This window comes from Pseudomonas sp. EA_35y_Pfl2_R5 (genome assembly GCF_963970805.1).
In the GTDB taxonomy this organism is placed as follows: domain Bacteria; phylum Pseudomonadota; class Gammaproteobacteria; order Pseudomonadales; family Pseudomonadaceae; genus Aquipseudomonas.
The window spans coordinates 194,099-208,712 of the sequence record NZ_CAXAOW010000003.1 but is presented as its reverse complement, the minus strand read 5'-3'; the positions used below and the strand labels follow the sequence as shown (position 1 = coordinate 208,712).

The 14,614-nt window shown below is 58.3% G+C and carries 13 protein-coding genes; 5 read left to right on the top strand and 8 right to left on the bottom strand.

Annotation, left to right across the window (positions count from 1 at the left end; all coding sequences use genetic code 11):
* Positions 1-16: 16 nt before the first annotated feature.
* From AACX99_RS08150 to cobA, 5 genes are all read left to right on the top strand, one after another.
* A complete protein-coding gene (locus AACX99_RS08150) occupies positions 17-706 on the top strand; it encodes a polysaccharide lyase family 7 protein (protein WP_339410882.1) in 690 nt (229 codons plus the stop codon).
* Positions 707-823: 117 nt separating this feature from the next.
* On the top strand, positions 824-1,270 hold the full coding sequence (locus tag AACX99_RS08145) for a thioesterase family protein (RefSeq protein WP_339410881.1): 447 nt from the start codon (positions 824-826) through the stop codon (positions 1,268-1,270).
* An 861-nt stretch (positions 1,271-2,131) separates the two neighbouring features.
* Complete coding sequence (locus AACX99_RS08140) at positions 2,132-3,343, top strand: nitrate/nitrite transporter (RefSeq protein ID WP_339410879.1); 1,212 nt, start codon at positions 2,132-2,134, stop codon at positions 3,341-3,343.
* Between the two features lie 240 nt (positions 3,344-3,583).
* The gene (locus tag AACX99_RS08135; RefSeq protein ID WP_339410878.1) at positions 3,584-5,251 is read left to right on the top strand and encodes a bifunctional protein-serine/threonine kinase/phosphatase; all 1,668 of its coding nucleotides are present in this window, start codon (positions 3,584-3,586) and stop codon (positions 5,249-5,251) included.
* A gap of 429 nt (positions 5,252-5,680) precedes the next feature.
* Entirely contained in the window at positions 5,681-6,418 is a 738-nt protein-coding gene (gene cobA, locus AACX99_RS08130; protein WP_339410875.1) for a uroporphyrinogen-III C-methyltransferase, read from the top strand.
* 195 nt (positions 6,419-6,613) lie between these two features.
* On the opposite strand, the gene AACX99_RS08125 is transcribed toward cobA, so the two are convergent.
* The 8 genes from AACX99_RS08125 to ppsA form a co-directional block, all read right to left on the bottom strand.
* Positions 6,614-7,579 carry an OmpA family protein gene (locus tag AACX99_RS08125; RefSeq protein ID WP_339410873.1) on the bottom strand — a complete coding sequence of 322 codons (966 nt, stop codon included), beginning with the start codon at positions 7,577-7,579 and terminating at the stop codon, positions 6,614-6,616.
* A gap of 99 nt (positions 7,580-7,678) precedes the next feature.
* Positions 7,679-8,278: an RNA polymerase sigma factor SigX gene (gene sigX, locus AACX99_RS08120; protein ID WP_339410872.1), complete on the bottom strand. Its 600-nt coding sequence runs from the start codon at positions 8,276-8,278 to the stop codon at positions 7,679-7,681.
* A gap of 88 nt (positions 8,279-8,366) precedes the next feature.
* Positions 8,367-9,182 carry a mechanosensitive ion channel family protein gene (locus AACX99_RS08115; RefSeq protein ID WP_339410870.1) on the bottom strand — a complete coding sequence of 272 codons (816 nt, stop codon included), beginning with the start codon at positions 9,180-9,182 and terminating at the stop codon, positions 8,367-8,369.
* A gap of 2 nt (positions 9,183-9,184) precedes the next feature.
* Entirely contained in the window at positions 9,185-9,430 is a 246-nt protein-coding gene (locus AACX99_RS08110) for a CrfX protein (protein WP_090255899.1), read from the bottom strand.
* 54 nt (positions 9,431-9,484) lie between these two features.
* Positions 9,485-10,480: a zinc transporter ZntB gene (locus tag AACX99_RS08105; RefSeq protein ID WP_339410867.1), complete on the bottom strand. Its 996-nt coding sequence runs from the start codon at positions 10,478-10,480 to the stop codon at positions 9,485-9,487.
* Positions 10,481-10,500: 20 nt separating this feature from the next.
* The gene (rraA, locus tag AACX99_RS08100) at positions 10,501-10,989 is read right to left on the bottom strand and encodes a ribonuclease E activity regulator RraA (protein ID WP_339410865.1); all 489 of its coding nucleotides are present in this window, start codon (positions 10,987-10,989) and stop codon (positions 10,501-10,503) included.
* 65 nt (positions 10,990-11,054) lie between these two features.
* Complete coding sequence (locus AACX99_RS08095) at positions 11,055-12,062, bottom strand: alpha/beta fold hydrolase (protein ID WP_339410863.1); 1,008 nt, start codon at positions 12,060-12,062, stop codon at positions 11,055-11,057.
* Between the two features lie 143 nt (positions 12,063-12,205).
* Positions 12,206-14,581: a phosphoenolpyruvate synthase gene (ppsA, locus tag AACX99_RS08090; RefSeq protein ID WP_339410861.1), complete on the bottom strand. Its 2,376-nt coding sequence runs from the start codon at positions 14,579-14,581 to the stop codon at positions 12,206-12,208.
* Between the last annotated feature and the right edge of the window lie 33 nt (positions 14,582-14,614).

The following is a 14,614-nucleotide window of genomic DNA, read 5'->3' as shown; positions in this document are numbered from 1 at the left end:
ATTGTAAGGATGACCTGTGCTTGACCTGACCACCTGGAACCTTTCGACGCCCACTAACCCAGCCCCTGCCACAATCAGCACCGCCCGCCTCAACAATGGTTACAGCAGCCAGTATTTCCGCCGCAACGCCGACGACAGCGTGACGTTCTGGGTGCCGGTCAATGGCTCGCACACCGCCGACGCCCGCTACCCACGCAGCGAACTGCGCGAGACCCAAGCCGATGGCAACTTGAGCAATTGGCACCACGCCAGTGCTGACAACTACCTGAACGCAGTGCTTACGGTTAATCAGGTACCCAGCAAGAACAAGATCGTGATCGCCCAGGTGCACAGTAAGGATCAACCCGGTAGCAACAACGATCCTCTGCTGAAATTGCAGTACCACTATCTACGCGGAGTAGGTCGCCTTGAACTGCTGCTGCGCAAACGCCCAGGCGACAGAACAGTGCAAAACATCCTGCTGGCGGAGAACATTCAGCTGAACCAGCGCTTCAGCTATGAGCTGCGCATCACCCCAAGCGGCAAGCTTGGCGTCAAAGTCACCAGCACTCATGGCGATAATGGCTCGTTCTACCAACAACTGAGCGGATACTGGAGCACGCAGCTGCTCTACTTCAAAGCTGGCGCCTACGTTCAGGACAACCACGGTCCGAGCACTGAAGGTGCCCGGGTGACCTTCTACTGGCTTAACAGCCTGCACCGCTAGCGCTTTCCCTGTGCCCTAGCGCGTTGTTGCGCAGTAATTAGCGCCAGCGTATTTGCCATGGATGGCGCCCGGTGCGAATAGGTAAACTGACCGCCTTTCTCGAAAGCGATCTTACCCATGGCCCGCCTGACCCTTGAGTTTCCTGAAGACCAGTTCTGCTACAGCACCCACCTGACCGTACGCGTAACCGATATCAACGCCGCCAACCACCTGGGCAATGATTCGATGATCTCGATGATTTCCGAGGCGCGGGCGCGTTTTCTGTTTGAGTTCGGCATCGAAGAAACTCAGGAAGACGGCACCGGCATTATCGTCACCGATCTGGCCACCACCTACCGGGCCGAAGCCCACGCCCGCGACCAATTGCTGTTCGAGGTCGGCGTGATGGACTTCAATAATTATGGCGGCGACATCACCTTCCGCATCACCCGCCCAGCCGACGGAGCGCTGGTGGCCATGGCCAAATCCGGCTTTGTGTTCTTCAACTACAAACTGGGTAAGGTGGTGCAGATGCCGGCAACCTTCAGCGGAAAATTCAGCAAGGTCAACTGGCTGGGCAAGTAGCCAGGGTTTACACGCATAAGCGGGCGATTAACGACCTGATCACGCTTGATCGCAGCAAAGATGCTGGGTTGAACATTAATTGCTCAATTATCCGGCCATCGCCGTGACAGCTGGCACATCCTCTGCTACGCCTTAGGCATAACAACAAAAGCAGGGGAAATTGCTATGCCGACCACGCGCAGCCATGTCCGCCACGCCGGACTTTTGAGCAACCTACTCGCTCTGGCCCTCCTAACCCTTCCTTTACCCACCCAGGCTGCAATTGCCGCCACCGACGTCAAACCAAGTGACTCACGCTGCAGCGCGCTAACGCTTACCAGCTGACCCACTGCGACCAAGGTCCATCGCGGCCTGCTTGCCCAGCCTGGTTTGCCAGAACCTGGAATACACTCTGCGCCCTATTCAAGGGCAAGCCTCTCTGTTAACGCCTCCTTTTGCAGCACAGCCGCAGCCATCTAACAACTGAAAGCCCGTTAATGCAGGGTTTTGCGCGGTTGGCGCAGCTCTTGCTATAGCCCTGTTACAGGTAGCCAATGGCGGCTGCTCAACAAACGACAAAGACGTCGCATAGACCACGCCCCACGGCGTTCGGCTTATGCGGCGTTTTGCGTTTTACGCCCCAGTGTTTGGGGCTGGCACCTGCCCTGCGATCCAGGACTCGCGCTAGTAACTCTCTCAACCCAGCTGTGGCGGAGGGTCTGTTGATGTTGCGCCGCAATCGCGTCGAAGCGTCAACAGCCCCTGTTCCTCAGGGTGGCGTACCACAAGTACACCGCCTCCCCGATGGGTTGCGGCCGCCGTGTCCACGACCATGGCGCACCGCACCCCACCGGGACCCTTTTTTGCTGAATGAGGTTTTCGATGAATACAAGTTTCTGGAAATCCGGCCACACCCCAACCTTGTTCGCCGCGTTTCTGTATTTCGACCTGAGCTTTATGGTCTGGTACGTGCTCGGCCCACTGGCTGTGCAGATCGCCACCGATCTCGACCTGACCGCGCAACAGCGCGGCCTGATGGTCGCCACGCCGATTCTCGCTGGCGCCGTGCTGCGCCTGCTAATGGGTTTTCTGGCCGATCGCCTATCACCTAAAACCGCTGGCCTGGTTGGTCAGGTGATCGTCATCGTGGCGCTGTTCTGCGCCTGGCAGATTGGCATCAGCAGCTATGAACATGCCTTGTTACTTGGGCTGTTCCTCGGTTTTGCCGGTGCCGCATTCGCCGTCGCCCTGCCGCTGGCCTCGCAGTGGTATCCGCCACAGCATCAGGGCAAGGCCATGGGCATTGCCGGTGCGGGCAACTCCGGCACGGTGCTGGCCGCGCTGTTCGCCCCCGGTCTGGCGGCCCTGTTCGGCTGGCAGAACGTTTTCGGCTGGGCACTGATCCCACTGCTGGCCACCCTGCTGATCTTCGCCCTGGTGGCCAAGAACGCCCCCGAGCGGCCCAAGCCCAAAGCCCTGGCCGACTACCTGAAAGCCCTGGGTGACCGCGACAGCTGGTGGTTTATGTTTTTCTACAGCGTGACCTTCGGCGGCTTTATCGGCCTGGCCAGCGCCCTACCCGGTTACTTCAACGACCAGTACGGCCTGAACCCGGTGACCGCAGGCTACTACACCGCCGCCTGCGTCTGCGCCGGTAGCCTGATGCGCCCCCTCGGCGGGGCATTGGCCGACCGTATCGGCGGTATTCGCTCGTTGTTGATGATGTACACCCTAGCGTCCTTGAGCATTGCCGCAGTCGGCTTCAATCTGGAAAGTTCGGCCGCCGCACTGGCCCTGTTCGTCACCGCGATGCTCGGCCTTGGCGCGGGTAACGGCGCAGTGTTCCAACTGGTGCCACAGCGCTTTCGCAAGGAAATCGGCGTGATGACCGGGCTGATCGGTATGGCCGGCGGCATCGGTGGCTTCCTCCTCGCTGCAGGCCTGGGCACCATCAAGCAGCAGACCGGTGATTACCAGCTAGGCCTTTGGATGTTCGCCAGCCTCGGTGTACTGGCCTGGTTCGGCCTCTATGGGGTCAAACTGCGCTGGCGCACCACCTGGGGCAGCGCAGCAGTGACCGCAGCCCGCGTGTAACTTCCGAATGTAGGGTGGATGACGCCTTTCTCATCCACCATCAAGCAACGGTGGATCGCTAAAACGCGATCCACCCTACCCCAAACCATTGGAGCATTGAGGCAAAGGCGAGGCTGACTGGCAGCGCTTATTGCACTGGTCAGGAAAGGCGGGAGAAGTCGGCAGCGGCTCTCCTTAGCTGCCTCACCAGCCTCGCCTTTGCCTCAGCGCTTCTTCAGCCGTCTATCCAGGAACCTCTGCATGGCCTTGCAATTGACCTTCGGCGAAGCCAGCGCCACCGGCCCTCGCAGCGAGAATCAGGACGCTATTCGCGTGGTCACCCCGGCGCCGGCACTGGCGGCCAGCAAGGGCTATATGTTCGCTCTAGCCGATGGTGTCAGCCAATGCGCCGACGGCGGCTTGGCGGCGCGCGCCACCCTGCAGGCCTTGGCCCTGGATTACTACTCCACGCCAGAAACCTGGGCAGTTACTCACTCGCTGGACCGCGTATTGGTCGCGCACAACCGTTGGTTGCAAGCCAATGGCGGCGGCCAGCCGCTGCTCACCACACTGAGCGCACTGATCCTGCGCGGCCGGCGTTTTACCCTCGCGCATGTCGGTGACTGCAGGGCCTATCGCTGGCTGGACGGCATACTCGAGCGCCTCAGCGAAGACCATGTGTGGGAGCAGCCAGGTATGCAACATGTGCTTAAACGCGCCATGGGCCTGGATCAACACCTGGTGATGGATTACCTCGATGGCGAGTTGCGAGTAGGTGAATGTTACGTACTGGTCAGCGACGGTATCTGGGCCACCTTGGGCGATGCGGGCATTCAGCGCATTCTCCATGATGAACAGGATTTGCCAGCCGCCAGCCGTGCACTGGTCAATGCTGCGCACCTGGCCGGTAGCCAGGACAATGCCAGCGCCCTGCTGCTGCGCGTCGATGCATTGCCGCAAAGCGATCTGGCCGACACCTTGGCGCAACTGCAGCACTGGCCACTACCGCCCAAACTACGTGATGGTCAGGACTTCGAAGGCTGGCAGGTCGAACGACTGCTGGCCGAGTCGCGCCAATCGCTGGTCTATCGGGTGCGCGATGCCCAGGCACGGCGCTGGCTGCTGAAAACCCTGCCACTGGGACGTACCGATGAGCCGCATGCCGGGCCTGCGCTGTTGCTCGAAGAATGGTTTCTGCGCCGCGTAGCCGGGCGCTTCTTCGCCGAAATACATCCGCTACCGCAGCGTCAGCATCTGTATTACGTGCAGCGTGAGTACGCAGGGCAAACCCTGGCCGAACACCTGCGTCTGAGCGGCCCATTGGGGCTACCGGAATGGCTGGACATCGCCCCGCGGCTGATCAAAGCCCTGGGTATGCTGCATCGGCGCAATATCCTGCACCGCGATATCAAGCCGGAAAACCTCTTATGGGGCGACGACGGCGAATTGCGCGTGCTGGATTTTGGCCTGGCCTACTGTCCCGGCCTGACCCGTGATGAAACCTGCGAACTGCCCGGCACCCCCAGCTACATTGCCCCCGAAGCCTTTACAGGTGCATCCCCCAGCCCACAGCAGGACCTCTACAGTGCAGGCGTCACCCTGTATTTTCTGCTCACTGGGCATTACCCCTATGGCGAAATTGAAGCCTTCCAGCATCCGCGCTTCGGCCAGCCGACTCCAGCCAGCCGCTACCGGCCAGATTTACCCAGCTGGGTCGACGACAGCCTCAACCGAGCCCTTAGTGCCGATCCGAAACAGCGCTATGAAACCGCCGAAGAATGGCTGCTCAACCTGGAGCAGGCGGAACGAAAATCCCTTAGCAGCCGGCCACGGCCACTGCTGGAACGTGAACCGCTGCTGGTCTGGCGCGGCGTGGCGTTGTTTTCCCTGCTGCTGAACCTGGCCCTGCTAATCGGGCTGCTGCGTTAAAGACGCCTTGCGCACCAATACTGCGCAAGGCGCCTTTAAACGGTGCGTAAAAACTTCGCAAATTAGCTGTAACTCGCTGATAAGCCTTGAAAATACGTACCACATAAGTTGGCACAGGCTCTGCATTGGTAATCGCACAATTTAATAAAGCGCGGCCTCAACGAAGAAGGCTGCACTTCCCGATAGAACGGGACTTGGACAAAGGCGTCCTCGCTAGGTAACTAGCGGGACGCCTTTTTTGTGGCCAGCCATCCATGGCGCCCCTACGGGCCGTCGCGGGGCGACGGCAAAAATTGCTCCCGGCAATTTTTTGTTTTACGTGAGTTTTATTCAGCAGATTGCTGGCCACCTAAATGACCGTTGCAACATGGCTGCTGCATAGCCAAATCAAACCACTGCTGGTGATGCACTAGGGTTGAGGAGATCAATATGAGCGCAAAAGTCTGGCTGGTAGGCGCCGGCCCCGGTGACCCGGAGCTACTGACCCTCAAGGCGGTCAAAGCACTGAACCAGGCCGAGATCGTAATGATTGATGACTTGGTCAATCCCGCAGTACTGGAGCACTGCCACAACGCGCGGATCATGCCAGTAGGTAAACGCGGTGGTTGCCGCTCCACTCCGCAGGCGTTTATCCACCGCCTGATGCTTCGCTATGCCCGCCAAGGTAAATGCGTGGTGCGCCTGAAAGGCGGCGACCCCTGCATATTCGGCCGTGGCAGCGAAGAAGCCGACTGGCTGAGCGAGCACGGCATCGAGGTGGAGATGGTAAACGGCATCACCGCAGGCCTGGCCGGAGCGACCAATTGCGGCATCCCCCTGACTCTGCGTGGCGTAGCGCGCGGAGTAACTCTGGTTACCGCGCATACTCAGGACGACAGCAGTCTGAACTGGTCAGCCCTGGCTCAAAGCGGCACCACATTGGTGGTGTATATGGGCGTGGCAAAACTACCGGAAATCCGCGAAAGCCTGCTGGCAGGGGGCATGCGCGCCGACATGCCGGTGGCCATGATCGAAAACGCCTCGCTGCCACAACAGCGTGAGTGCCGCAGCAGCCTCGCAGCTATGCAACAAGCCGCCGACGACTTCCAATTGAAAAGTCCGGCCATTCTAGTGATTGGCGAAGTCGCGGCTCAACCTAACATGCAGCTCGCTGCTATCCGCGCCTAACCGCTTCGCGCTCCGCGAAGTTCCCCTTGCCCGCCACAAGCGGGCTTTTTTTATAGCAGGGCTTTTTGCAGGCAAAAAATGATCGGGAATCATTTTTAACGTCGCGTAGCGGCGGCCCGCAGGGTGGCCGCTCGGGTTGGCGGACCAATAAAGAAAAACCCGGCCGAAGCCGGGTTTTCTATACAGCCAGATCGATTACTGCTTGATCTGAGCTTCTACTTCAGCTTCTACGCGGCGGTTAACAGCACGGCCAGCGTCGGTAGCATTGTCAGCAACCGGGCGAGCTTCGCCGTAGCCAGCAGCGTTAACGCGAGCAGCGTCTACGCCGTACTGGTTGACCAGCACGTCACGAACAGCGCTTGCACGACGCTCGGACAGTTTCTGGTTGTAAGCGTCGCTGCCTTTGGAGTCAGTATGACCTTCAACCACGGTGGTGGTCTGTGGATACTGCTTCATGAAGTCAGCCAGGTTCTTGATGTCGCCATAGCTTTCTTCTTTAACGCTGGCTTTGTCGAAGTCGAACTTAACGTCCAGCTCAACGCGAACCAGTTCCATCGGCTCTTCAACAGCCACTGGCTCTGGAGTCGGTTCAACTGCAGCAACCGGAGCCGGAGCAGGCTTGCTACCGCCACCGAAGTTCATGCCGATACCGACGCTTGGCGCCCACTCGGTGTCGCCCTGGTCGATGTTGTACTGAGCTTCAACGCCTGCACGGGCGTAGAAGTTGTCGGTGAAGTAGTATTTGGCACCGCCGCCAATGTTGGCGAAGGTAGAGCCGTTACGACCACCGCGGCCGGATTGACCGATGCTCTGATCCGAGAAACCGGCAGAAACGTAAGGACGCAGTGCGTCGCCAGCGTTGTTGAAGTGATACAGAGCATCCAGAGCGGTGTTGGAGCCCTTGATGTTGCGGCCGTCTTCGCCACGAGCGTTGTGCACTTCGTCGTAAGCCAGGCGCAGTTCAACATCATCAGTCAGGTAGTAGCCGATGCTACCGCCGAACAGGTTGCCGTTATTCTTGAAGTCACGGGCGCTGTCGAACATTTCTTTCTTAGCAAAACCCTCCACTTCGACAGCGCCTTGACCCTGAGCCAAAACGCTGAGGGAGGATGTGGCCAACAGCGAGCCAATGACAACGCCTAAAGTGTTTTTCAATTTCATTACTAATGTTCCCTATCTTGGTGGTCAGTAAGTTGTCTGACAAACACAAGACAACTCAGCCGGAAATTCTATCAGAATTAACCGTTAGCTAAGATGGCTTTATTCAAGATAAGTTTCAGAGCTATCTGAAAATTTATCGCGCAGACGATCAAGTGCGCGTTTGTAGCGCATTTTCGTGGCGCTCAGGCCCATGTGCATAATGTCGGCAATCTCTTGAAACTCCAGCTCTGCGACAAAACGTAGCACCAGTATTTCCCGGTCTATCGGGTTTACATGCACCAACCAACGGTCAAGGCCAGCTTTATCTTCAGGCTTTGGTGTTTTTTCCTCGGATGCCTCTTCGAGCGGATCCAAACTTAAGGCATCAATAAGACGACGTTTACGCCGCTCTTTGCGATATTGAGTAATACACTCGTTATAGGTAATGCTGTACAGCCAAGTTTTAAACTTAGATTTACCCTCAAAGTTCTTTAGGCCATATAAGACCTTAAGCATGACCTCCTGGCAGACATCGTCCGCATCACGGTCATTGCCTAAATAACGCGCGCACACATTGAATAAAGTGCGCTGGTAACGGCGCATCAGCTCTTCATAGGCGCGGGTAATGTGAAATAACTCGTCATGGGCACGCGCCACCAACTCTTCGTCCGAGAGTTCGCGGGGATCGTAACGCAGAGACGCAGAGTGGGCTTTATTCAAAACGAGTCGGGCCGACAGTCAGGACATAAGCCAGCGCAGCCTGCAAATCAGGCTGCGGATTGGCCGCATACAATAGCAGGGATTGGCCTTAGCGGCTGCTTACCTGCTGCTCGAGCAAAGTACGGTTGGCCACTGAAACCAGTTCACCAGCTTCCGTCAGCAACGTGGTTTTAACCGTACCGATTTCCTCGATCTGCCCTTCGACCGCACCAACCTGCACTTGTTGCCCAACCTCATACAACTCGCGCACATAAATGCCGGCCAGAATCTGGCTGGCAATATCCCGGCTGCCCAAGCCCAGCGCGAGGGCGGCAGCCAGCCCCACCGAGATCAACACAATGGCGATCACGTTATTGAGCAGGTCGGTTTTCACCTCAAGCTGACCGATCGCCACCGAGATACTGATGATGATCACCAGACCCTGGGCAACGCGACCCAGCCCGCTCGCATAGTCCAGCCCAACGCCTTCCGCCGCACCACGCACCAGGCCGCTGACCAACTGCGCCAGCAACACGCCGGCGAGCAATACCAGTGCAGCGCCGAACACTTTTGGCAGATACAAGGCCAGCACATCCAGGGTTGCGGAAACCCGCTCCAGCCCCAAAGACTCAGCGGCAGTAACCAAGAAAATCAACAGCACGAACCAGTAAACGATCTTGCCGATCAAGGTCGATACCGGCACCTGAATACCGGCACGGCTCAACAGCTTGGTCAGCCCCGTACCGGCCATCAGACGATCCAGGCCGATCTTGCCAAGTAGCTTGGACAGCAGCGTGTCGAGGAACTTAGCCACCACAAAACCGAGCAGGACCACCACCATGGCGCCAAACAAGCGCGGGATAAAGGCGGCAATCGGGGTCCAAACGCTGGCCATCGCGTCAACCAGAACTTGAGTAAATTCCATGCTCAGTCAGCCTTATTAACAGTTGAATCGGTGGTTTTACGACGCGAGACCGGCGCCACATGCGCCGAACCATTATTCAGCGCCAGCATCAGCGCGCCGGCCCAATGCCCCATCAGGGCAAATAGATCACCGGCGCCGACCTGACGATTGGCGGTTTTCAGCACGCGATGCAGGCAGGCATCATCGTCGTGACTCGAGGTGGGCGACTTGAGCAAATCGCGCAGTGATTCTTCAAAGGGATCGTGCATGGCGCACCTCACAGGATGTGTCGGCTAGACGAGGTGAGTACGGGGCAAGTCACATCAGATCCAGCGCAAGCGACGAAACAGCAGCCATTGCACCAGCGCTACCAGTGCCATCAGCGAGCACGCCAGAAGAAACCCATAAGGGCTTTCAGAGCCTGGAATACCGCCGACATTGATGCCGAGCAAGCCGGTGAGAAAACTCATCGGCAGGAATATTCCTGTGATGATGCCGAAGCGGTACATGGTGTGGTTCATCCGCTCATCCATGCGCCGATTTTCAGCCTCCAGCAGCAGGTTGACCCGCTCACGGCTCAACTCCAGCTCTTCGAGGTAACGCGTCAGACGGTTATTCAGCTCGTTCCAGTAGCTGCTGTCAGCACCCACCAGCCAGGCTTGTGCACTGGCCGTAAGCTGTCCGTAGATATCGCGCTGTGGCGCCAGAAAACGTCGCAGACTGGCAGCTCGGCGGCGGATTTGCAGCAGTACAGAATGATCAGGCGGCTGACTCTCCAGCGCATCAGCGCGCTCTTCCTGATCATCAACCTGCTCGGACAACTCACCGACTAGTCGCTCGACCTTATCGGTCAGGTAATGCGCCAGACGCAGAATCAGCTCAGCTGAGGTTTTCGGCCCCCGCCCTGCCAGCAGATCTTCGATCAAGTCTTCAGTCGCGCGCAACGGCCGTAAGCGCAGAGAAATTGCCCGCTGGCTATCAGCGAAGATACGCACCGAGACCATGTCCTCGGGCTCGGCCCCAGGGTTGAGATTCAAACCGCGTAGAAACAGCAGCAATTGCTGTTCAGGCAGTGCCAGCAGCCGCGGACGGGTGTTCTCTTCCAGCAGCAGATCGCAAGCAAAAGCGCTCAGGCCACTGTCAGTGCGCAGCCACGTTTGCGTCTGCGGATGACTGCGATCCCAATGCAACCAGAGGCTTTCCTGCTCGCCCAGCACCAACCCGTGCAGCTCCTGACGGGAAATACTGCGGGCGCCGCCATGACCATCAAGAACAAAAGCGTGCACCAGGCCCCATTGCGCGCCGTCACCTTCGTGCATGACCGTTTCCTGCAAGCGCCCTACTCCGGCATCTGCAGCGCAGACGGCGAGATGATCACACCATTGTTATCGGCATAGATAAACTCGCCTGGGCGAAAGGTCACGCCACCGAAGGTCACCGCGACATTGAGGTCACCGATACCGCGCTTGTCGGTTTTCATCGGGTGGCTGGCCAGGGCCTGGATGCCCAGGTCGGTTTGCGCCAGTACGTCGACATCGCGCACACAGCCATACACCACAATGCCTTCCCAGCCATTCTTCGCAGCTTTCTCGGCGAGCATATCGCCCAGCAGCGCGCGGCGCATGGAGGCGCCACCGTCGACTACCAACACTTTGCCTTTGCCCGGCTGGTCGACCTGCTCCTTGACCAGCGAGTTGTCCTCGAAGCACTTGACGGTGACGATCTCGCCGCCAAAGGAGTCGCGGCCGCCAAAGTTGCTGAACATCGGTTCAACCACCTGGATCAGCTCCGGGTAGGCGTCACATAGATCAGGGGTGATGTAGTGCATGGCAAAACTCCTTGAAAGAGAGATGGACGTATAGACCAGTGCAGGCCAGATACTAGTCGCAAAACTTAATCTGGCAAAACGGCTTTGTTGCGCTCTAACTCGGCACTTTCAACCTCAGCAGCCACCTGCGGACTCTTAAGCAACCACTGCTCAACCAGCGGCCAGACCTCGCGTTGCGCTTCTTTGCTGACGAGCATTTCGACATGGCCGAAATCACCGCTAAAGCCATGTTTCTTACCTAAACAAAGAAACTCGCTCAAGGGCGAGCCAAATTGCTTGAGCAACTTTTCGCATGCCCAAGCCGGATCCTGTTGATCGCCCAGCGCAGCCACAGCCATGATCGGTACACGCACCTCGGCCAGACCAGCCCACCAATCGCGTTCAGCATCACCAAAACGGCCGAATAGCCCATGCCAGCGCAGGCTTTCTAGCGCCAGGCCAATCGGCTCATCCTCCGGACCACGCTTGAGCCGCGGGCCGGAAATTACCGAGAAACGTTTAAGCAGTAAGCGACTGCCCCACTCCAGCGGTGGCAATTTCAGCGGCCAATAAACCCGGCTGACCTGACTGCCGAACAGTACGCCGGAGGCGATTCTGTCTTCACTCAGGTAATGCCCACCGAGCGCCCCGGCGAGCGTAATCCCGCCAAGCGAATGCCCCAGCCAGTGGGCTTTTTGCGGGTTTTGCTCGTAAATAAAATCGGCAATGGCCGGCAGGTCGTAGCGCACGTAGTCACTGACTGTGTTGCGCGAATAGTCGCGATTACGCGGCGACAAGCCATGGCCGCGCATCTCGGCGATCCACACATCAAAACCGGCACGCGCCAGGTAAGGTCCCAGGCCAATGCATTTGGGCGAATACCAGAAACGTCGATTAGAAAAACTGCCGGGAAGCAGAATCACCGGTACGCCACGATCCTGCTCATATCCGGCGCGGCCGAGGCGAGTCAGGGCCAGCTCGACACTGCTGTCCGGGCTATTGCCAGGTTTAAGGCGATAGACATCCTCGCTAAAATCGCCACGCAACTCCGCGCTGATCAAGGCGACGGGGAAAAGCTCACTGCTGCTTTGCATCTATCTTCGCTCTGGTACAACAAATTGCCGGGAGCAATTCTTTCACGTCGCAAACGACGGCCCGGAGGAGTGCAGCACAGGTATGTACTGGCACAAAAAAGGGCAGGATCAACCCGCCCTTGAATCGAGGTTTAACAGCTCTATCAGGCCGGCGCTTGTCCTTCGGCCAGGAAGAACCAGGTATCAAGTACCGAATCCGGGTTCAGCGACACGCTTTCGATGCCCTGCTCCATCAGCCAGCGCGCCAGATCCGGATGATCCGATGGCCCCTGACCGCAGATACCGATGTACTTGCCCGCCTTGTTACAGGCCTGGATGGCGTTGCTCAGCAGCTTCTTCACCGCCGGATTACGCTCATCGAACAGGTGCGCGATGATGCCGGAGTCACGATCCAGGCCCAGAGTGAGCTGAGTCAGGTCATTGGAGCCGATAGAGAAACCGTCGAAGAACTCAAGGAACTCTTCCGCCAGAATCGCGTTGGACGGCAGTTCGCACATCATGATGATTTTCAGGCCATCCTGTCCGCGCGCCAAACCATTCTGCGCCAGCAGATCAACTACTTGGCTGGCTTCGCCGAGGGTCCGTACGAACGGCACCATGATTTCAACGTTGGTCAGGCCCATCTCGTTACGCACTTTCTTCAGCGCGCGGCATTCCAGCTCGAAGCAATCGCGGAACGATTCGCTGATATAGCGCGAGGCGCCGCGGAAACCCAGCATCGGGTTTTCTTCTTCCGGCTCGTACAGCTTGCCGCCGATCAGGTTGGCGTATTCGTTGGACTTGAAGTCCGACAGGCGCACGATGACCTTCTTCGGCCAGAACGCCGCAGCCAGAGTGCTGATGCCCTCGACCAGCTTCTCGACGTAGAAATTGACCGGATCGTCGTAACCGGCGATACGTTTTTCAACGCTATCCTTGATCTCCGGCGGCAAGCCCGCGAAATTCAGCAGCGCTTTGGGGTGCACGCCGATCATGCGGTTGATGATGAATTCCAGACGCGCCAGGCCGACACCTTCGTTGGGCAGCTGAGCGAAATCGAAGGCGCGGTCGGGGTTGCCGACGTTCATCATGATTTTGAACGGCAGATCCGGCATTGCATCGACCGAATTCTTGCGGATATCGAAGCCCAACTCGCCTTCGAATATAAAGCCGGTGTCGCCCTCGGCGCAGGAAACTGTCACACCCATGCCGTCTTTCAGCACCTGGGTGGCGTTACCACAGCCGACGACCGCCGGAATGCCCAGCTCACGGGCGATGATCGCCGCGTGGCAGGTACGCCCGCCTCGGTTGGTGACGATGGCGCTGGCGCGCTTCATCACCGGTTCCCAATCCGGGTCGGTCATGTCGGAAACCAGCACATCGCCAGGCTGGACTTTGTCCATTTCGGACACGTCATGGATAACCCGCACGCGGCCTGCACCGATCTTCTGACCGATTGCCCGACCTTCCACCAGCACGGTGCCGGTTTCCTTGAGCAGGTAACGCTCCATCACATTGACATTGGTGCGGCTTTTAACGGTCTCAGGGCGCGCCTGAACGATATACAGCTTGCCATCGTCACCGTCTTTGGCCCACTCGATATCCATCGGGCGGCCGTAGTGCTTCTCGATGATCATCGCCTGTTTGGCCAGCTCGCTGACCTCGGCATCCGTCAGGCAGAAGCGCGCACGCTCGGCGCGATCCACATCGACCACCTTGACCGATTTGCCGGCCTTTGCTTCGTCGCCGTAGATCATCTTGATCGCTTTGCTGCCCAGGTTGCGACGCAGAATGGCCGGGCGCCCTGCTTCCAGGGTCTGCTTGTGCACGTAAAACTCGTCCGGGTTGACCGCACCCTGCACCACAGTTTCACCGAGGCCATAGGCGCCGGTGATAAACACCACGTCGCGGAAGCCCGACTCGGTATCCAGGGTGAACATCACGCCAGCCGTGCCAGTTTCCGAACGCACCATGCGCTGCACGCCGGCGGACAGGGCGACCAGTTTGTGGTCGAAGCCCTGATGCACGCGGTAGGCGATGGCGCGGTCGTTGAACAGCGAGGCGAATACCTCTTTGGCTGCGCGGATTACGTTGTCCACGCCGCGAATATTCAGGAAGGTTTCCTGCTGACCGGCAAAGGAAGCATCCGGCAGATCTTCGGCTGTGGCCGAGGAGCGCACAGCAACGGCCATATTCTCGTTGCCGCCAGCCATTTCGGCGAATGCGCTGCGGATCTGGCTGTTCAACTCCTCAGGGAAGGAGGCATCCATCACCCACTGGCGGATCTGCGCACCGGTTTTGGCCAGGGCATTGACGTCATCAACATCTAAGGCATCCAAGGCCTCATGAATCTGCGCATTCAGGCCGCTCAGCTCGAGAAAGTCTCGGTAGGCCTGGGCTGTGGTGGCGAAACCACCGGGCACCGAAACTCCGGCACCAGCAAGATTGCTGATCATCTCGCCCAGGGAGGCGTTCTTGCCCCCTACGTGCTCAACATCATGATTGCCGAGCTTATCGAGGGAAACTACGTACTCTACCAAGGTGATCTCTCCACTAAATTGTTGGAAAAGCTC